The organism is Lachnospiraceae bacterium, from assembly GCA_025758065.1.
Lineage (GTDB): Bacteria > Bacillota > Clostridia > Lachnospirales > Lachnospiraceae > Enterocloster.
In genome coordinates this window covers 3526349-3544181 of record CP107199.1, presented here as the reverse complement: position 1 = coordinate 3544181, position 17833 = coordinate 3526349, and the positions used below count along the sequence as shown (strand labels likewise).

17 protein-coding genes and 1 pseudogene are annotated in these 17833 nt (G+C 40.5%); 14 read left to right on the top strand and 4 right to left on the bottom strand.

Going from position 1 to position 17833, the window contains the following annotated elements; all coding sequences use genetic code 11:
• Positions 1 to 31: 31 nt before the first annotated feature.
• The 4 genes from OGM16_16665 to purB all read left to right on the top strand — a co-directional run bounded on the left by OGM16_16665 (position 32) and on the right by purB (position 4191).
• Complete coding sequence (locus OGM16_16665; protein UYJ46397.1) at positions 32 to 355, top strand: hypothetical protein; 324 nt, start codon at positions 32 to 34, stop codon at positions 353 to 355.
• A gap of 183 nt (positions 356 to 538) precedes the next feature.
• Positions 539 to 916, top strand: coding sequence for a hypothetical protein (locus OGM16_16660; GenBank protein ID UYJ46396.1), 378 nt, complete (start codon positions 539 to 541; stop codon positions 914 to 916).
• Positions 917 to 1118: 202 nt separating this feature from the next.
• Positions 1119 to 2567 (top strand): amidophosphoribosyltransferase, encoded by a 1449-nt coding sequence (gene purF / locus OGM16_16655; GenBank protein ID UYJ46395.1) that lies wholly within the window; start codon positions 1119 to 1121, stop codon positions 2565 to 2567.
• Positions 2568 to 2757: 190 nt separating this feature from the next.
• Positions 2758 to 4191, top strand: coding sequence for an adenylosuccinate lyase (purB, locus tag OGM16_16650; protein ID UYJ46394.1), 1434 nt, complete (start codon positions 2758 to 2760; stop codon positions 4189 to 4191).
• 41 nt (positions 4192 to 4232) lie between these two features.
• Here purB and OGM16_16645 read toward each other — a convergent pair whose 3' ends face one another.
• Positions 4233 to 4874, bottom strand: a complete 642-nt coding sequence (locus OGM16_16645) for a hypothetical protein (GenBank protein UYJ46393.1) — start codon at positions 4872 to 4874, stop codon at positions 4233 to 4235.
• Between the two features lie 370 nt (positions 4875 to 5244).
• Here OGM16_16645 and OGM16_16640 point away from each other — a divergent pair, with 370 nt between their 5' ends.
• Positions 5245 to 6282 (top strand): hypothetical protein, encoded by a 1038-nt coding sequence (locus OGM16_16640; GenBank protein ID UYJ46392.1) that lies wholly within the window; start codon positions 5245 to 5247, stop codon positions 6280 to 6282.
• 380 nt (positions 6283 to 6662) lie between these two features.
• Here the strand turns inward: OGM16_16640 and OGM16_16635 are convergent, their stop codons facing one another.
• Positions 6663 to 7058 (bottom strand): hypothetical protein, encoded by a 396-nt coding sequence (locus tag OGM16_16635; protein UYJ46391.1) that lies wholly within the window; start codon positions 7056 to 7058, stop codon positions 6663 to 6665.
• A 379-nt stretch (positions 7059 to 7437) separates the two neighbouring features.
• On the opposite strand from OGM16_16635, the gene OGM16_16630 reads away from it, so the two are divergent.
• From OGM16_16630 to OGM16_16595, 8 genes and pseudogenes are all read left to right on the top strand, one after another.
• Entirely contained in the window at positions 7438 to 7674 is a 237-nt protein-coding gene (locus tag OGM16_16630; GenBank protein UYJ46390.1) for a hypothetical protein, read from the top strand.
• A gap of 531 nt (positions 7675 to 8205) precedes the next feature.
• Positions 8206 to 8346 (top strand): zinc ribbon domain-containing protein, encoded by a 141-nt coding sequence (locus OGM16_16625; GenBank protein ID UYJ46389.1) that lies wholly within the window; start codon positions 8206 to 8208, stop codon positions 8344 to 8346.
• A gap of 74 nt (positions 8347 to 8420) precedes the next feature.
• Complete coding sequence (locus OGM16_16620) at positions 8421 to 8867, top strand: hypothetical protein (GenBank protein ID UYJ46388.1); 447 nt, start codon at positions 8421 to 8423, stop codon at positions 8865 to 8867.
• A 68-nt stretch (positions 8868 to 8935) separates the two neighbouring features.
• Positions 8936 to 9748 carry a DUF4839 domain-containing protein gene (locus tag OGM16_16615; GenBank protein UYJ46387.1) on the top strand — a complete coding sequence of 271 codons (813 nt, stop codon included), beginning with the start codon at positions 8936 to 8938 and terminating at the stop codon, positions 9746 to 9748.
• A 57-nt stretch (positions 9749 to 9805) separates the two neighbouring features.
• Positions 9806 to 10047 (top strand): annotated as a pseudogene (locus OGM16_16610) (toxin HicA).
• Positions 10031 to 10393 carry a type II toxin-antitoxin system HicB family antitoxin gene (locus OGM16_16605; protein ID UYJ48495.1) on the top strand — a complete coding sequence of 121 codons (363 nt, stop codon included), beginning with the start codon at positions 10031 to 10033 and terminating at the stop codon, positions 10391 to 10393. The pseudogene OGM16_16610 and the gene OGM16_16605 overlap by 17 nt, the downstream one beginning before the upstream one ends.
• 132 nt (positions 10394 to 10525) lie before the next feature.
• Entirely contained in the window at positions 10526 to 11413 is an 888-nt protein-coding gene (locus OGM16_16600) for a LysR family transcriptional regulator (GenBank protein UYJ46386.1), read from the top strand.
• Positions 11414 to 11566: 153 nt separating this feature from the next.
• The gene (locus OGM16_16595) at positions 11567 to 12841 is read left to right on the top strand and encodes an adenylosuccinate synthase (protein ID UYJ46385.1); all 1275 of its coding nucleotides are present in this window, start codon (positions 11567 to 11569) and stop codon (positions 12839 to 12841) included.
• Positions 12842 to 12901: 60 nt separating this feature from the next.
• Here the strand turns inward: OGM16_16595 and OGM16_16590 are convergent, their stop codons facing one another.
• Together OGM16_16590 and OGM16_16585 are read right to left on the bottom strand one after the other, a co-directional pair.
• Positions 12902 to 14464 (bottom strand): response regulator, encoded by a 1563-nt coding sequence (locus OGM16_16590; protein UYJ46384.1) that lies wholly within the window; start codon positions 14462 to 14464, stop codon positions 12902 to 12904.
• 16 nt (positions 14465 to 14480) lie between these two features.
• On the bottom strand, positions 14481 to 16229 hold the full coding sequence (locus tag OGM16_16585; protein UYJ46383.1) for a sensor histidine kinase: 1749 nt from the start codon (positions 16227 to 16229) through the stop codon (positions 14481 to 14483).
• A gap of 234 nt (positions 16230 to 16463) precedes the next feature.
• On the opposite strand from OGM16_16585, the gene OGM16_16580 reads away from it, so the two are divergent.
• Positions 16464 to 17798, top strand: a complete 1335-nt coding sequence (locus tag OGM16_16580) for an extracellular solute-binding protein (protein UYJ46382.1) — start codon at positions 16464 to 16466, stop codon at positions 17796 to 17798.
• The last annotated feature ends 35 nt before the right edge of the window (positions 17799 to 17833 follow it).

The following is a 17833-nucleotide window of genomic DNA, read 5'->3' as shown; positions in this document are numbered from 1 at the left end:
AGAGTACATGACAATGAAAGGAGAATGTTTTATGAAAAAGATCAGACCGTTATTATTTGCATGTATGCTGGTATTTTTATCTCTTTCCCTTACTGCCTGTGCAGGAAGGAAAAGCGGTAATATGAATGAGACTTCAAACAACAGGGCCACCTCCTCAGCGGCTGCTGAAACAGGAACCGGTGAAAATGGTATGACGGGAGATACTGCATCCGGCTGGAAAGAAGGAGAGAACGGCACATTGACTGGCGGTACCAATGGAGAAACGGAGACTACCGGTAAAGGTCTTATTGATGATCTTACAGATGATTTAAGCCGCGGTGCTTCCGATGCAGCAGGAGCTTTGGAGAACCGGTAAGTTATAGGATAATGAGATAGGCTTTAGATGTATTTCCCGTGTGTATTTCAGCAAGAACTGCCAGGAGAAGGACGCAAAATCTTTTTCCTGGCAGTTTTTTTGCCCTTTTTGCATCACCGTTTACTCTTGAAGGAAAGATAAAAATTTTTTATAATAAAACTGGAGTGCGTGGGAAAGGAACCCATGAAAAAAAGAAAAGCCTTAAGATGTTTAAAGAAGATGCGAAAGGCGGGAATAAGAGCCTGGAAGAAGAAAAAAAACTGCAAATGGCAGGTGGGCTGTGTGCTGTTTCTGGTGTCTGTGCTGTGTATGTCCTCTTATAGGGAGCAGGGCAGCTGGCAGGAGATCTGTATCAGCAAAAAAGTATTTATAAAAAAAGATCTTATTCAGGAATTGTATAAACTGGAAAAAGAAAGAAATGCAGATGATTCGAAGGACAGGGCAGATGCAGTATGGGGAAAACCAGTCCTGAAAGAAGGGGCAGTTCTTTTTCTGAAAGAAGGAAAGCTTTTATTTTACCGGATACGGGAAGAAGAAAAACAGCAAAAAATTACTGATTAGAACGGGGCGGATTCATTCATTAGCAATTTTAATGAGCACTTTGCTTGTATTCATTAAAATCGTGTATTATAATTTCTACTGAAAATGACTTCTTTTATCGGCTAGACTTATAAATGATCAAAACAAGAAAAAGCAGTCAATGCAAAATGTATTCCTGACAGTATCCGGATACATAAAAGGCGAAAGCGGAAAGGAAAGACCAATGAACCAGAATCAGATGGACTTTGATATCAGAGGAGATGAAGTGCGGGAGGAATGCGGCGTTTTCGGCATTTACGATTTTGACGGAAATGATGTTGCCTCCACAATTTATTATGGACTGTTTGCTCTCCAGCACAGGGGACAGGAAAGCTGCGGTATAGCAGTCAGTGATACAGAAGGCCCAAAAGGAAAAGTAAGCGCGTATAAGGGAATGGGTCTTTGCAACGAAGTATTTACACCGGATGTGATCGAACCTCTCCATGGAAATATTGGTGTAGGCCATGTAAGATATTCAACAGCAGGAAGCAGTACCAGAGAGAATGCACAGCCTTTGGTATTAAACTATGTAAAAGGAACTTTGGCATTAGCCCATAATGGAAACCTGGTGAATGCGCCTGAGCTGCGCCATGAATTAGAGTATACCGGTGCTATCTTCCAGACTACCATTGACTCTGAGGTTATTGCTTATCATATTGCAAGAGCCCGTATCCATACACCTACAGTAGAGCTGGCTGTAGCAGAGGCAATGAAAAAGATCAAGGGAGCTTATTCACTGGTAGTAATGAGTCCAAGAAAGCTGATCGGAGCCAGAGATCCATTTGGTTTTAAGCCTCTTTGCATCGGAAAAAGAGATAACTCCTATATTCTGGCATCTGAAACCTGTGCTTTAGAGACCATCGGTGCACAATTTATCCGTGACGTAGAGCCAGGTGAGATCGTTACCATTACAAAGGACGGTATTGCTTCTAATAAGGAACTGTGCTTTACAGATCATGGAAAAGAAGCAAGATGCGTTTTTGAATATATTTATTTCGCTAGACCGGACAGTGTATTTGACGGAGTAAGCGTATATCATTCCCGTATCCAGGCCGGCCGTTTCCTGGCAATGGATTCACCAGTGGATGCAGACCTGGTAGTGGGTGTTCCGGAATCCGGAAATGCAGCAGCGCTTGGATATGCTATGGAGTCAGGCATTCCTTACGGAACTGCCTTTGTAAAGAATTCCTACGTAGGAAGAACCTTTATCAAGCCAAAACAGAGCAGCCGTGAATCAGCAGTCCGCATTAAGCTGAATGTATTAAAAGAAGCAGTGGCAGGAAAACGTGTGATCATGATCGATGACTCCATTGTCCGCGGAACCACCAGTGCCCTGATCGTAGGTATGTTAAGAGACGCAGGTGCAAAAGAAGTCCATGTGCGTATCAGTGCCCCGCCATTCCTTCATCCATGCTATTTTGGAACAGATATCCCGTCAGAAGACCAGCTGATCGCACATAACCGTACAGTAGAAGAAATCCGTGATCTTTTAGGCGCAGACAGCTTATCCTATCTGGAAATGGATCGTCTGTATGAAATGGCAGGAGAAAAGCCAATCTGTACAGCCTGCTTCAGTGGTGACTATCCGATCGAGCCGCCAAAAGAGGATATCCGCGGCAGCTATGATAAGTAGATGGTTGTTTAGATGACGCAGCTATGCTATACTATAGCGAGTGCAGGGAAAAACAAGGGGCTGCGAAGCAGACATTTGTTTTTCACAAACCGTTAACGAATGAATCGTCTGTGGAACAGACAGCAGAGCGCGTCAGCGCGGGGTTCATGAGTAAAAAACGCCTGGTAAGCAGGCACAGGAGGAAAAAACAATGAGTAATGATAAATACGTAAGTCCTCTTTCTGAGCGTTATGCAAGCAAAGAGATGCAGTATATTTTTTCACCGGATATGAAATTCAAAACATGGAGAAAGCTTTGGATCGCACTGGCTGAGACAGAGAAAGAACTGGGATTAAATATCACACAGGAGCAGATCGATGAACTGAAGGCCCATGCAGATGACATCAACTATGATGTGGCAAAGGCAAGAGAAAAAGAAGTCCGTCACGATGTTATGAGTCATGTGTATGCATACGGCGTACAGTGCCCGAAGGCAAAAGGCATTATCCATTTAGGTGCTACTTCCTGTTATGTAGGGGATAATACCGATCTGATCATTATGACTAAGGCGCTGCAGTTAGTCAGAAAGAAAGTATTAAACGTACTGGCTGAACTGGCTAAATTTGCAGACAAATACAAGAACCAGCCAACACTGGCATTTACCCATTTCCAGCCAGCACAGCCAACTACTGTTGGCAAGAGGGCAACTTTATGGATGATGGAATTAAAGCTGGATCTGGATGATCTGGAATACCTGATCGGTTCCATGCGCCTGTTAGGTTCCAAGGGAACCACAGGAACCCAGGCAAGTTTCCTGGAGCTTTTTGATGGAGACCATGAGAGATGCCGCCGTTTAGACCAGAGGATCGCAGAGAAAATGGGATTTTTCGGCTGCTATCCGGTATCTGGACAGACCTATTCCAGAAAGATCGACAGCCGGGTGATCAGCGTTCTGGCAGGAATCGCCCAGAGTGCCCACAAGTTTTCCAATGATATCCGTCTGCTGCAGCACTTAAAAGAAGTAGAGGAGCCATTTGAAAAACACCAGATCGGTTCTTCTGCTATGGCATATAAGAGAAATCCAATGCGCAGTGAGCGTATTGCGTCCCTGTCCAATTACGTAATGAGCGACATGATGAATCCAATGTTAGTTGCTTCTACCCAGTGGTTTGAGCGTACTCTGGATGATTCTGCAAACAAGAGACTGTCCGTGCCAGAGGGATTTTTAGCTATTGATGGTATCCTGGATCTGTATTTAAATGTAGTAGACGGACTGGTCGTATATCCAAAGGTAATTGAGAAGCACATGATGGCAGAACTTCCATTTATGGCAACGGAGAACATTATGATGGATGCTGTAAAGGCAGGCGGAGACCGCCAGGAGCTTCATGAACGTATCCGCCAGCTGTCCATGGAAGCAGGCAGAAACGTAAAAGAAAAAGGTGAGGACAACAACCTGTTAGAGCTGATCGCAGCAGATTCTGCATTTAACCTGTCCTTAGAGGATTTAAAGAAGGCTATGGAGCCATCCCGCTATGTTGGTCGTGCTCCAAAACAGGTAGAAGAGTTCTTAGAGGAAGTCATCAGTCCGATCTTAAAGGAAAATGAAGAAGTACTGGGAATGACTGCCCAGATCAATGTATAAAAATTTATTTTAAAATGTATATAGAACACCAGTTTACAACTTTATAAATGATAGACTTGTTGATGAATCAGCTGTTTTAAGGCCTTTGTCATAGCATTTGATTTTATATGTGTTTCGATATTTTTCACGAAAGTGGCAAAAAATATCTGACTGCGAATGCCCTGACTTAATTCAAAATGAAACTCCTGTACGCTTTTTGTACGGTACTCAGAAAAATGTTCGTTCTGATAGGGCAGAATTTTCATGGCACAGTAACTGATGTTAATCAGATCCAGATTCGGATATTCATCAACGATGGATACCAGGTTCTGTTTTGTATACCAGCTGTCACAAAGGATGATGACATGATCTTTGCTGTGAAACTCAGGCATAACCTGCCGGATCATGGAGGCTGCCAGTTCCAGTTTAGACTCTTTTTTCTGCCACATACGATAACCAAGAGGAACGGAAAGATAAAATACTTTATCCCCATTCCAGACAGGTACGCAGAGCATGACACTCACAAAGCAGTGTCCATTCAGATAGTTGGAACCGTTGTGTGCGGCATGGTCAAACAGTTTTGAAACATTTTCAAATTTTGTGCCAAATTTAGATACTATCGTATCATCCACACACAGAAATACAGGCTGCGTCTGCAATGAATCCGGTATCAGCTTCAAAGCAATCCTGATAGTAGTATTCATAAATCTGGAATAATCAACCTTTGCATAGGAACATGCATAATAAAATACATTCAGTGATTTCTCCGTTATTCCGGATAAAAAATACTGATACAGAAACCGGATGGAATGTGCGGATTCTGAGGTCAATATGGATAATATCAGCAGAAATAAGGTATCTGCTGTCGGAACAGAAAAAGTTTCAAAATAAATCAAAAAATATTGATGAAGTCTACCAATCAGTGTTTTTCCGTTGTATAATTTTTTTGTCGTACAGGGTCACTTTCCTTTGTAATGTTTTGTGCCAAATTCATTATACATCAGAAAGTCCTGTACGATATTTTTTTATGAAAAAGTGGTAAAGTGGTGTAAAACCAATATATGGGGGTGTGGCATGGAGAAGCTGATATTTTCACTGGTACTGGTCCTTACGGCAGGTATTATCTCCCTGATCACAGGCAGAAATAAGCGGCAGTTAAACAGGATTCCGGAAGGAATGGCTATTTTGTGCCAGCCACCGGGAAAGAGATATGTGCTGTATGCCATGGGGGTACTGGTATTTCTGTTTGTCATGTTTTTTACGGTTCTTTTTATCATGAACGGAGCGCCGGAAAATGCCAGGTTTATGTGGGGACTGTGCGTGGCAATGGCAGTATTGCTGCTGTTTGTTACCATATTGGCGGGTAATATCATGGCCAGAGACTGTGTGTATTTCGATGATGAAAAGATCCAGATAGAAAAAGCGTTCAAAAAGCCAAAGGTCTACAAATGGAGCGAGATCCGAAAAGTAGACGGCGATTTTGACAATTGGATCAATCTGTATCTGGGTGACGGGACAAAGGTTCTTACAGCGGGACTGGCCCAGGTGAATTACCGGCTGTTTCGCAATGCAGTCAAGGTACAATGCTCCGGAGCTGTTGCAGGATATTATCAGGAGAAAGCCTATGAACATCCACAGAAATGTATTTTGCGGTATGGTCCGGAAAATTTTCTTCTGGCAGGTCTTGGAATTGTGATCTTTCTGCTATATGTGGCAATCCTGGCAACGGGAGATGTCGTTGCTCTGCGGGATATATTCCTGGAAAGTGATCCTTCTAAATGGTTTTCCATCTGGTTTGCGCCAGTGTGCGGAGTGGCAAGCTTCGTTGCTCTGTTTATATTGGTGAATACCAGTGTGCGGTACTCCAGGGAAAGTATGGTCTTCAAATATCCTTTGCGAAGAAAGCATGAAATCTGCTGGAGAAATATAAAAAAGGCGGAACTGACCATGTTAAGGAAAGAAGGAAAAGCACACTGGAAAGAACTGCGGGTCTATACAGAGGAGAGAATGTATAAGATTAATCTGGGTGTATTAACCTATGGAAAAGATGATTTTATGACAGAGCTTTTTAAAATGATCAAAAGGTATGATATTCCCTGTACGGCGAAGTGAAATAAAGTTCTAAATTATAAACTATTTAATATTTTCCTGACATTAAAAGCTCTATGATAGGGGTATGAAACAACTTTTGCAAATGGTGATGATATTGTACGTTTACAAAAAAATTAGGCTGATAAAAATTTGTAATGTATGTTTTTACTTAATTTAAAAGATGTATGCGTATAAAAACATTGCAATATTTACAAAGGTTTAATATTGGATACATGATGTGAACATCACAATGATCTCTCGGAATCTTGAGTGATCCTGCCAGCAAAACTCTGGCATTGAACTTTGACAAGTAAATATTATTCTTGAACGTAAAAATGAGCGCAAGAAATAAACATAACTGTCGCTATGTTTCAAAAAATGAGATATAATAATCTACAGGATTATGCTACATCCAAAATCATTTTTTTCAGGGTTGATTCAGGTGGCAAATCCCATGCATCCAGATGCTGTAACATCAGGATGTGATAGAGACGGCAGTACCACATCTTAGTTGAGCGGTGTCTGCCGTCTTCTAATTTAAAGCCTAATTTCTCGCGTTTGTTAGAACGCTCAGCAGAAGTCCTTGCATTGTATTCCAGTTTCCATTCCTTACTGCTCCATGGAGGATTGTTGAATAATCTTGGATTATCTTTCATAACCAAATGAACCGTGCGTCCGTATTTTGCATCGGAGCAGGGAGTTTCGCAGGTACAGGAGATGCAGCCATTTTTATGACTGATTTTAGGGCATTTGAATTTCATTCTGCCTTTTGCAACTTCAACACCATCACGATGCATACGACATCCAGAGGGACAAACAGGGACGCCATCTTTATCAATCGTAAAGTCATTTTTATAAACAGGAGTATATAGAAGATACCTTACTTATTTTCAGGATTGAGACCTGAAGATGGGTAAGGTTTTTCTTTTTGGTCTTTTTCAAACAAGATAGGATTTTGATATAGCCTTTAAAGTATAATTGCGTTTAAGATAAATATGGTTTAAATAAAGATAATTTAGGCGAAATAGAAGATATGCTGAAATTTTTTACAATATTGGCGGGATAATCATGGCTATAAAATTTACTTCTGTTAAATGTCCGGAATGTGGAGCTGCATTACCAATTGAGGAAGGAAGAAAACAAATGTCTTGCTCTTATTGAGGGAGCAAAATTATTATGACAAATGAAAATGAGTATATTCATCGGTTTGCTGATGAAGCTGAAGTCAAACGTGCTGAAACGGAACGAATAATACAGTTGAAAAAAATGGAAGCTGTTGAAAAAGAGCATGATGAGCTTGCGCGGATTAAGAAAACGAAAGAGAAGATGACGATAGCTTTTGGAGCATTGGCGGTAATTTTTATAGGAGTTGGAGCGACTACGCCGGGGATAATATGTTGTCTTATTATATGATGTGAGTGTCAAAAGTAAATTTTGCCACTCACTGATGTAACTGGATTGCTCCATTGCTATGCAATTCCCGCAATCCTCGAACACCTCAAACTCCCATAAACTGGAGTGTTCACACCATTTTATTTCGTTTTCGGTGTTCGGGCGTGTCAATAAGTATAAATTGCTTATTTGTGCGAGCACAAACGCAATTTATACTTTTGACACTTACATCATTATATTATTCATCTGGAAGTTTAATGGCAATAAAACGAATGAATCGAATAGTAATGATAAGATAAGGGTACCATGGGGGATATCTGGATATGAAAATAAGGATTATGCATCAATTGAGTCGATGTTTAGAGGAAGTGGTTTTACAAATGTGAAATCAGTCTCGTTGTGTGATTTGACTGTTGGATTACTAAAAAAACCAGGTACGGTTGAGGCTATTACAATAAATGGAAAATCAGTAGTATCTGGAGGAAAGAAATACTCGCCAAATGTTGAGATTGTAATATCTTATCATAGTTATAGATAGAGGGGGGAGATGTAATGAAATGTCGGAAATGTGGAGCTGAATTAGATGATGGAGTGTTGTTTTGCAGGGAATGTGGAACAAAAGTGGTGTTTAATGAAAAACCAGAGAGCGTATTAGAAAATAATTCAGTTCCTGAGGATAATAAAAAAGGATAGGGAGTAAAGCTTCTAAAAATATTGGAAAAAAGGGTGACATAAAAAAACACAATAAAAACTGGAAAACGATTATATTGGTTGTGATTGTTTTAATGGCTTTGTCAAATGGAATGAGTCATTTTTCCGGAAATAAATCTGCATATGATAAGTCAAGCGATACAGTTTCAGAAGAGACTCAAATAATATCTGTTCAAGTACCAGTGGGAGAAGATGAATGTATTGGAAAGAATTATTCAGATATTGAGGAAATATTTTTAAATAAAGGTTTTACGAATATTTCTTTTGAGCAAACGGAAGATTTAAAGGCAATGGAGGCGGAAAAAGTAGGACAGGTTGAGAATGTATCTATTGATGGAAATACAGAATTTGAGAAAGATCAAATATTTCAAGTTGATGCAAAAGTAGTAATCAGTTATCATGTATATGCAAAATGCACAGTAAATGTACATATAAATTTCATCCCCAATTTGATGTTTAGGAAGGGGTTCTCACTCATGGAAAGAGTGAAGATTATCAACTGACAGTCGATCCGGGAGAGTATTTAATAGGATTTATCAGCAAGGATTCTTCTTCTGTAGGCGGGGAAACAATGTTAAAAGTTGAAGGTGATTGTAATGTATCCTATAAGATAGAGTGTCATAAGGATGAAATATCTATTGAAGTGGAATATAAAGAGAATCTTGACGATATTGGTGAAAATGAAGTTATGATACATTCTTCAATGGCAGATTATAAGCATAATAATTATAAAGATGTTGAAGAAGAATTAAAAAAACTTGGATTTACAAACATTAAAACAAAAATTTTATATGACATTGAACTAGGATGGACAAATGAAGGAGAAACAGAAAGCGTTTCAATTAATGGTAAAGATGATTTCAAGCGAGGAGATATATTTGTTGATAGTGATGAAGTGATCATAACATATCATATGAAAGCAGAGGATGATCCTTTAAAGGAAAAAGAAGATAAAACGACTGAAAATACAGATACTAAGGCTAAAAAGAATGAGGAGGAGATACCTGAAGAAAAATTAACTGTAGATAACTGCCCTGAATTAGCAGCTATTCTTTCTAATAAAGCAGAAATGGATCCATCGTATTCCGATTTTGCTTCAAAATACAAAGGAAGAACAATTGAGTTTAATGGAAGGATTGATTATTGTTCACATTATAAAAATTATGATACGAGATTTGATTATCTTGTAAGTGCAGGTGACTATGATCCAGATCATCAGGTGGGTCCTTCTTTTAAATTTGAAAATGTAAATTATTCTGATTTGCATACAAACATGGACACGGTTAGTGTGGGATTAAATGTACGTATTATTGCTGAAGTGAGATCATATGATTCTAACAGTGGGTTATTTTATCTTAAGCCGATATCTGTAAATAAGAGATAATAAAAAATTGACACCACATATGATACCATGTATAATATAAGTAAAAGGAACAAAAGAATGTCAAAATGGGATAAATTGATAGCGCGTATATGTAACTTGTCAAAAGACCTTCGGTTTGATGAGTTACGAAAAGTAATGGAAAGAATGCACCGAGAGGTGGAAGTAGTCATTATACATTTAGAAAGCCAGGCTGTATGCCAATTACAATACCAAAGCATGAGCCAATAAAAAAAGTATATGTAGAAATGGTAAGGCAGATTGTAGAAAGTGAGGCGAAGAATGATGAAGACGCTGAATGATTATATGGAAATGTCCTATCGTATGGAAATTATAGAGGATAAAGAGGAAGGTGGTTTTGTGGTTTCGTATCCAGACTTGCCTGGTTGCATTACTTGCGGAGAAACTGTAGAAAGTGCGATAATAAATGCACTGGATGCGAAGAAAGCATGGATTGAAGCTGCGTTAGAAGAAGGGGTAGAGATTCATGAGCCAGATAGTCTGGAAGGTTATTCAGGGCAGTTTAAATTGAGAATTCCACGAAGTTTGCATAGATCATTAGCAGAGCATTCTCAAAGAGAAGGAATCAGTATGAATCAGTATTGTGTGTACCTTCTTTCAAGAAATGATGCGATATTTTCAAAATAAAGAATGCTAACCCGTTTCATGTCATTTATAATGAGCTAATAATAGTAAATAAAGTTTTTAAGTGTGAATTAAATGAAATGGATAAGGGGCTGGAGCGAAAGCATTCAGTCCCTTTCGTGCATGAGGGATCATATGAATATCAATCTGGAATACTATAAAGTATTTTATTACGTATGTCAGGAAGGAAGCCTTACGGCTGCAGCCCAGAGACTTTGCATCTCCCAGCCTGCAGTGAGCCAGGCAGTGCGTCAGCTGGAAAAAGAAGCAGGGGCAAAATTGTTTTCCCGTACTTCTAAAGGGGTACTCCTTACAAGAGAAGGGGAACTGTTATATCACTATGTAAAAGGCGGGGTAGAGCAGCTGTTAGAAGGCGGCCGGATGCTTAAAAGAATGCTGGACATGGATATGGGAGAGGTGCGTATTGGTGCCAGTGACATGACATTGCAGTTTTTCCTGCTCCCGTATCTGGAGCAGTTTCACAAAGAATATCCAAGGATAAAGGTGACAGTGACCAATGCACCAACACCGGAGACCATCCGTTGCCTGGAAGAAGGCAAAATTGATTTTGGTGTGGTGACTACACCTTTTTCGGGTCATGGAGCGATTCACAGTACAGAAGTAAAATCTATTGATAACGTGTTTATTGCAGGAAGCAGCTTTAAAGAATTGCAGGGAAGGGAGTTAGACTATTCCATTCTCTGTGACCTGCCATGTATTTTTCTGGAAAAAAATACCAGCACCCGCCTGTTCATGGATCAGTTTTTATCCCAGAAAGGCATTGAATTAAAGCCGGAATTTGAACTGGCTACCAGCGATATGATCGTGCAGTTTGCCAGGCGGAACATGGGCGTTGGCTGTGTTATGGAAGGTTTTGCAAAAGAGGCCATAGAGCGGGGAGAAGTATTTGCCCTTTCTTTTAAAGAAAAAATGCCATCACGGTCTATCTGTCTAGTAACGGGAGAGACAGGTTTAATGTCCATGGCAGGAAAAAACCTGCTAGAGCTGCTTGCAGAAAAATAAGAAGAACAGATAGCAGATACAAACGACATAAGCTGTCATTATGGCATACATAATAAATAATCACTTTACTTATAGTTCATAATATAGTAAAGTAAAAGGAGATTAATTATTTATTAATGATACCGGGCTTATGCCCCAAGGAGGAATTTACGTATGGTTAGAGCAATTGTAGGTGCTAACTGGGGAGACGAAGGAAAAGGCAAGATCACAGATATGCTTGCAAAAGAGTCTGACATTATTATCCGTTTCCAGGGCGGAAGTAATGCAGGTCATACCATTATCAATGATTATGGTAAATTTGCACTTCATCTTCTTCCGTCTGGCGTATTCTATCAGCACACTACCAGCATCATTGGAAATGGTGTTGCATTAAACATCCCATATCTGATCAAGGAGATCCAGTCTATCGTAGACAGAGGCGTTCCGAAGCCACATATCCTGGTTTCTGACAGAGCACAGATCCTGATGCCTTACCATGTACTGTTTGATACTTATGAGGAGGCTCGTCTGGCTGGTAAGTCCTTTGGCTCCACCAAGTCCGGAATTGCTCCATTCTATTCTGATAAATATGCAAAGATCGGTTTCCAGGTAAGCGAACTCTTTGATGATGAGCTGTTAAAGGAAAAGACAGAGAGAGTATGTGAGATCAAGAACGTAATGCTTGAGCATCTGTACCACAAGCCTCTGTTAGATCCAAAGGAGCTTTACGATGAGTTAGTAAGCTATCGTGAAATGATCCGTCCATATGTATGTGATGTATCTGCATATCTGCACAATGCGATCAAAGAAGGCAAGCGGATCCTGTTAGAAGGACAGCTGGGCTCTTTAAAGGATCCAGATCACGGAATCTATCCGATGGTAACTTCTTCTTCTACACTGGCTGCTTACGGTGCTATTGGCGCAGGCATCCCGCCATATGAGATCAAGGATATTACCACTGTTGTTAAGGCATATTCCAGCGCAGTTGGTGCAGGTGCATTTGTCAGCGAGATCTTCGGTGATGAAGCGGAAGAGTTAAGAAACCGTGGTGGTGATGGCGGCGAATACGGCGCTACTACCGGACGTCCAAGAAGAGTAGGCTGGTTCGATGCAGTTGCTACAAGATACGGCTGCCGTATCCAGGGCGCTACTGAAGTGGCTTTCACAGTATTAGATGTACTTGGCTACTTAGATGAGATCCCGGTTTGCATTGGCTATGAGATCGACGGCGAAGTGACCAGAGACTTCCCAACTACTGCAAAGCTTGAAAAGGCTAAACCGGTATTTACCAAGCTCCCGGGCTGGAAGACAGATATCCGCGGAATCAAGAATTACGCAGATCTCCCAGAGAACTGCCGTAAGTATATTGAGTTTGTAGAAAAAGAGATTGAAGTACCGATCACAATGGTATCTAATGGCCCAGGCCGTGATGATATTATCCTTAAATAAATGAACGGAAAAAACAGGCGTATCCGAAAGGTCAGGATACGCCTGTTTTTTAATAACATTCTATAACTCTCCCAGCTTTGCCAGGCTGCGCCACTCCTTAGGTGTGACGCCGGTATACTTTTTAAAAATAGAGATGAAATAGCTTACATCGTTGTAGCCTGCTTTGGCAGCAATATCATTGATCCGCATATCCGTAAGCCGTAAAAGCTCCATGGATTTTTTTAAACGCAGGTATAAAAGCAGTTCGCTGAAGGACTGTCCTGTATTCTTTTTGATGAGGCGGGACAGATAAGCGGCGCTGTAATTCATAGACTGGGCCAGCATATCAAGAGAAACATTCTGCTCCAGATTCTGTTCCAGATAATCAGTGATGCGTTCTGCAATCCCGCCGCCAAAAGAACTGGATCCTGTCTGGATCAGAGACTCTAACAGGGAAAGAGATTCTTTGGACAGTGTTTCCATACTTTCACAGCGGAATAAATGTTCGATAGCATCATATTCATTTTCAGAACTGTTAATATAACTTTCGGCAAAACGATATGTAAGCACAACAAGATTGATCAGCGTTTTTTTAATATAAGAAAAGTCACCGTGGGCAGACTGGAGCAGTTCATCAAAAAACTGCCGGAAGGTCTGTTGTAATTCTTGTTTCTGATTCTGAACAATACATTTCTGTATTTTCTTTTCATACATGGTCAGATTGAAAATATCATGATCCTGTTTTTTCTGTATTTCCGAATACATGATCAGGGAATTTCCACCTAAAGCGCTCCGGCAGTTAAGGGCCTGGACAGATTGCTTTTTTAACTGATGAAGCATAAAAATATCAGAACTTGGAAGGCTGATGCCAAAAGAAATATGGAATCCCAGTTCTTGCAGCGTTGTCTTCTGGAGCATTTCGCACAGGTGTAAAGAGGCAACCTCACAAAATTCAGGGGAATGCTTTACATTAAAACAAAGGATACAGCTGATAATGTCAATGCCCTGGGCAAGATAAACTTCTGGTTCCATTCCATTTAACAGCTCTTTGATCTGAGCATAGAGGGCAATATCTAAGGAACTTCCGGGAAAGTCACTTTGAGTGGAAATGACCACATAAAGAGCATCCTTAATGTTGCAGGCAGCTATTTTTTCTGAATAATCCCCAATACGTCCCTCTAACAGATCCTGGTAGATCTGCTCTGTGAGAAGAGGAGAGATGAGCTGAAGCTTTTCCTGGATGTATGTCTGCTGTCTGCGCCTGCTTTCCAGGTTATCTAAGGAATGGATACAGGAAAGGAGGGCAGATTCAATATCTTCAAGTCGGAATGGCTTTAAAAGGTACTGGCGGATTCCAAGTGATAAAGCCTGTTTGGCGTATTCAAATTCTGCATAGCCGGTTAAAAGTATGATCTCTGTTTCCGGGAATCGTTCTTTTACAGCTTTGGAAAGCTCCAGGCCGTTCATCCCCGGCATACGTATATCGCTGATCAAAATATCCACTTTTTCTGATTCCAGAGTATGCAGTGCATTTAAGCCGTTTTCTGCAAAGCAGGTCACACAACACTGGTGATCAGACCATGGAAATGTTTTTAAACTGTCAAGTACGATAGGTTCATCGTCTGCGATCATTATCTTATACATACATATTTCCTCAAAATCAAATTCTATATTGCTTTTCTTTTTCTGTCTTTTCAACATGAAGAGGCATGCGGATGATAATAGTGGTTCCTTTTCCTGGATCAGACAGGATCTTTAAGCCAAAATCTGTTCCATACAGAAGCTGGAGCCGTTTGTGGACACTGGAAAGTCCAAAGCTGCCTTTCGTGCCTGGAGGCGGATCTAAGGCCTTTTCTATCTGGGCCCGTGTCATTCCCACACCATTATCATGGATCATAAAGAGGACGGTTTCTTCCTCATCATTTAAGATCCCGCTTATTTTTATAGTACCGTTTCCATTTTTTTCTTCCAGACCATGGATAAAGGCATTTTCCACAATAGGCTGAAGAATAAGTTTGGGGATCATAACAGGCATAAGTGCCGGTTCTACAGCAATATTTGCCTGTATCTTATCCCTGAAGCGGGCTTTCTGTATCTGTATATAATCACGGATATAAGACAATTCCTGGGAAACAGTTATATAAGAATCAGTGTTTCCCATAGATGCACGCAGGAGAGAGGCCAGAGAATAGGTAGTATCAAAAATAGCATCGTTGCCTGCAAGTTTTGCCTGCCAGCAGATGGTATCTAAGGTATTATAAAGAAAATGTGGATTCGTCTGTGCCTGCAGGGAAGCATATTCTGCTTCCTTGCGCAAAAGCTCTGCCTTGTATACAGTCTGGATCAGGGAATTGATCTTCTGGATCATGTGATTAAAACCGGTATTTAAGTCGTTAAATTCATTTTTTGAAATGCCTTCTGCCAGATTAACGGAGAAATCGCCTTCTGAGGCTTTTTTCATGGCAGCTGTTACTGTATGGATTTTTTCAGCAAAAGAGCGTGAAAGCCGGTAGGAAATAAATATGGCTACAGCAGATACTAAAAGTACGCCTGTAATAACAGAAAGAGCCAGTTTTCGTACCTGGGCATGCAGGTCAGAAACTGAAATGATTCCCAGGGATTTCCAGCCGGTCTTAGGAGAAGTAGTATAAAAATACTCATAATCCACAGAGCCAATCTTACGGTTAAACCTTCCATTTGTGTCGGCAAGAAAAGGATCAAGATTTGTAAGGAAAGAAGGATCCACTTCTTTGATATTAATAGGCTGGTTTTTGGAATCTAAGATAAGGGCAAATCCTTTCTCATCAAAATGGATATTCTTTACCAGATTGTCAATATAGCTGCTGTAGAGAGAAATATATAAGGTGCCCATATGATGAAAATTCCTGGTACTTTCAATGGGCCGTATCATCTGGATGATCTGTTGCCCCGTATCACTGCGCCAGGTAATTGCGGATATATCAGTCAGGTCAGAAGCTGGGTAAAACAGATCCTCTGTATCCGGATCCAGCCTGGCAGGTACACGAAAAAGGGTATTATTGTCTTTAAATGAAGCAGCGGGGCGTATGGTAATATCCCGCATGGATGCATAGTCATATGTAAGGATCATATTTTTTTCCAGCTGATAGCTGTCCACCCGGCTGATAGACTGGCCGTTTGACAGATTTTCCAGTGCATTCTGGATATAGTTATTATAAGAAATGGAAAGAGAGGTATTTTCAATCTGTACTAATAACTGATCCAGGTTGTCAGACAACTGCTGGATGGATTCTGCTGCATAGGAACTGGATTTCTGGTTGATGATCCGGGAAGCTAACAGATAACACCAGAAGGAGATCACAGAAAGCGGGATCACAGTAAAAATAAGAAACCAGATTAAAAGCTGTTCCTGGATCTTGCGGTTTTTCATTTTATGCCCTCCTGTCATAGTCATAGAAAATTTCCAGTTTAAGAATAGCACAAACAAGAAAAAAAGTATGCAGGTTTTTCATAACGTGTCATATTACCCATATTATATCAGATTCTTTATATTGTTTTTAAATCCATGGATATGATACCATAAAGTCATCAGAAATGAAGCAAATAAAAGAAAAAATGAAGTAAAAAAGCAAAAACGAAAGGAAAACAGGAAGGAGAAGAAGTTATGAAAAAAAGGAATTGGGTGATCATGATGTCAGCAGCGGCTCTTGCTATGGCAAGCGTGACCGGATGCTCTTCACAGAATGGGGGAGAAAAAACTGCCAAGGTGGAAAATGCAGGTGGAAGTAAAGATGGGGCTTCTGCTGATGGGGTAAAGGAGATCACTATGTGGTATCAGGAAAATAAGACCATGATACCTGCTTTTGACCAGAGAGTAGAAGATTTTAACAAGAAATATGAAGGGAAATATCATCTGACAATTGAGTATATTCCAAGAGGTTCTTCTTATGCTTATGAGGATAAGGTAAACTCAGCAGCTGCAGCAGGGATACTTCCGGATCTTCTTTCTTTAGACGGTCCAAATGTTTCTAACTATGCAGCAAACGGAATTATTGTTCCGATCACCAGCTATGTATCAGAGGAAAGCAAAAACGACATGCTTCCGTCTACAGTATTACAGAATACATACAAGAATGACATGTATGCAGTCAGCTTTAATGAAGCAGTCAGTCTGTTCTATTACAACAAAGATGTATTTGAGGAACATGGCTTCCGCATTCCAGAGGGAATTGACGATGCTTACACGCTGGATGAAGTGTATGAAATGGCAAAAGAAGTCTCCACGCCTGAAATGGTAGGTATTAAGATTATCATGGATAAGGGTGAAGGAATGATTTACGGTTTATCTCCATTATTTGATTCAGCAGGTGCACCGTTAGTCAGTGAAGATGGTTCAAAGGCAGATGGCTACATCAACAGTGAAAAGAGTGTAGAGACCGCTGCAAAGCTTCAGAAATTCTTTGATGAAAAACTTGCAAATATTGATCCTACTCCTACTGAGTTCCAGGATCAGAAGGCAGCTATGTGGATCGCAGGCAATACGAACCAAATGGTTCAGTTTGAGCAGTTCCCGGATCTGCATTGGGGAGCAACTTATCTGCCAAAAACAGGCGATCATGTAGTTTCCAACTGTGGAAGCTGGACACTGGGAATTTCTAAAGACTGCAAGGATCCGGATGCAGCTTATGTGGCACTGGAATTCATGACTAATTCTGAATCTACCAGACTTTACGGTGAGGTAGGAGGATATCCGCCTGCAAGAAAGTCTGCTTATGAAAATAATACCCAGTGGGATGAATATCCATACAGTCTTGCAAAAGAGCAGCTTTTTGAGGCGGCTGTTCCAAGACCAAAGACACCAGTTTACACTGTATTGACTTCCAAGTTTGCAGAGGCAATGTTAGACATTTTTACCGGTTCTGACGCAAAGGAATCTCTGGATACAGTGGCATCTTATGTAGATGATGAATATGCAAGAGTGCAGGATTCTATGAAATAGCAAGTATGAAATAGCAGTAAATGGGATGCCTTCTA

Coding starts and splice junctions, on each gene's coding strand:
- OGM16_16665 (UYJ46397.1), top strand. CDS start 32: ATGAAAAAGATCAGACCGTTATTATTTGCATGTATGCTGGTATTTTTA.
- OGM16_16660 (UYJ46396.1), top strand. CDS start 539: ATGAAAAAAAGAAAAGCCTTAAGATGTTTAAAGAAGATGCGAAAGGCG.
- purF (UYJ46395.1), top strand. CDS start 1,119: ATGAACCAGAATCAGATGGACTTTGATATCAGAGGAGATGAAGTGCGG.
- purB (UYJ46394.1), top strand. CDS start 2,758: ATGAGTAATGATAAATACGTAAGTCCTCTTTCTGAGCGTTATGCAAGC.
- OGM16_16645 (UYJ46393.1), bottom strand. CDS start 4,874: ATGAATACTACTATCAGGATTGCTTTGAAGCTGATACCGGATTCATTG.
- OGM16_16640 (UYJ46392.1), top strand. CDS start 5,245: ATGGAGAAGCTGATATTTTCACTGGTACTGGTCCTTACGGCAGGTATT.
- OGM16_16635 (UYJ46391.1), bottom strand. CDS start 7,058: ATGCATCGTGATGGTGTTGAAGTTGCAAAAGGCAGAATGAAATTCAAA.
- OGM16_16630 (UYJ46390.1), top strand. CDS start 7,438: ATGACAAATGAAAATGAGTATATTCATCGGTTTGCTGATGAAGCTGAA.
- OGM16_16625 (UYJ46389.1), top strand. CDS start 8,206: ATGAAATGTCGGAAATGTGGAGCTGAATTAGATGATGGAGTGTTGTTT.
- OGM16_16615 (UYJ46387.1), top strand. CDS start 8,936: ATGTTAAAAGTTGAAGGTGATTGTAATGTATCCTATAAGATAGAGTGT.
- OGM16_16605 (UYJ48495.1), top strand. CDS start 10,031: ATGAAGACGCTGAATGATTATATGGAAATGTCCTATCGTATGGAAATT.
- OGM16_16600 (UYJ46386.1), top strand. CDS start 10,526: ATGAATATCAATCTGGAATACTATAAAGTATTTTATTACGTATGTCAG.
- OGM16_16595 (UYJ46385.1), top strand. CDS start 11,567: ATGGTTAGAGCAATTGTAGGTGCTAACTGGGGAGACGAAGGAAAAGGC.
- OGM16_16590 (UYJ46384.1), bottom strand. CDS start 14,464: ATGTATAAGATAATGATCGCAGACGATGAACCTATCGTACTTGACAGT.
- OGM16_16585 (UYJ46383.1), bottom strand. CDS start 16,229: ATGAAAAACCGCAAGATCCAGGAACAGCTTTTAATCTGGTTTCTTATT.
- OGM16_16580 (UYJ46382.1), top strand. CDS start 16,464: ATGAAAAAAAGGAATTGGGTGATCATGATGTCAGCAGCGGCTCTTGCT.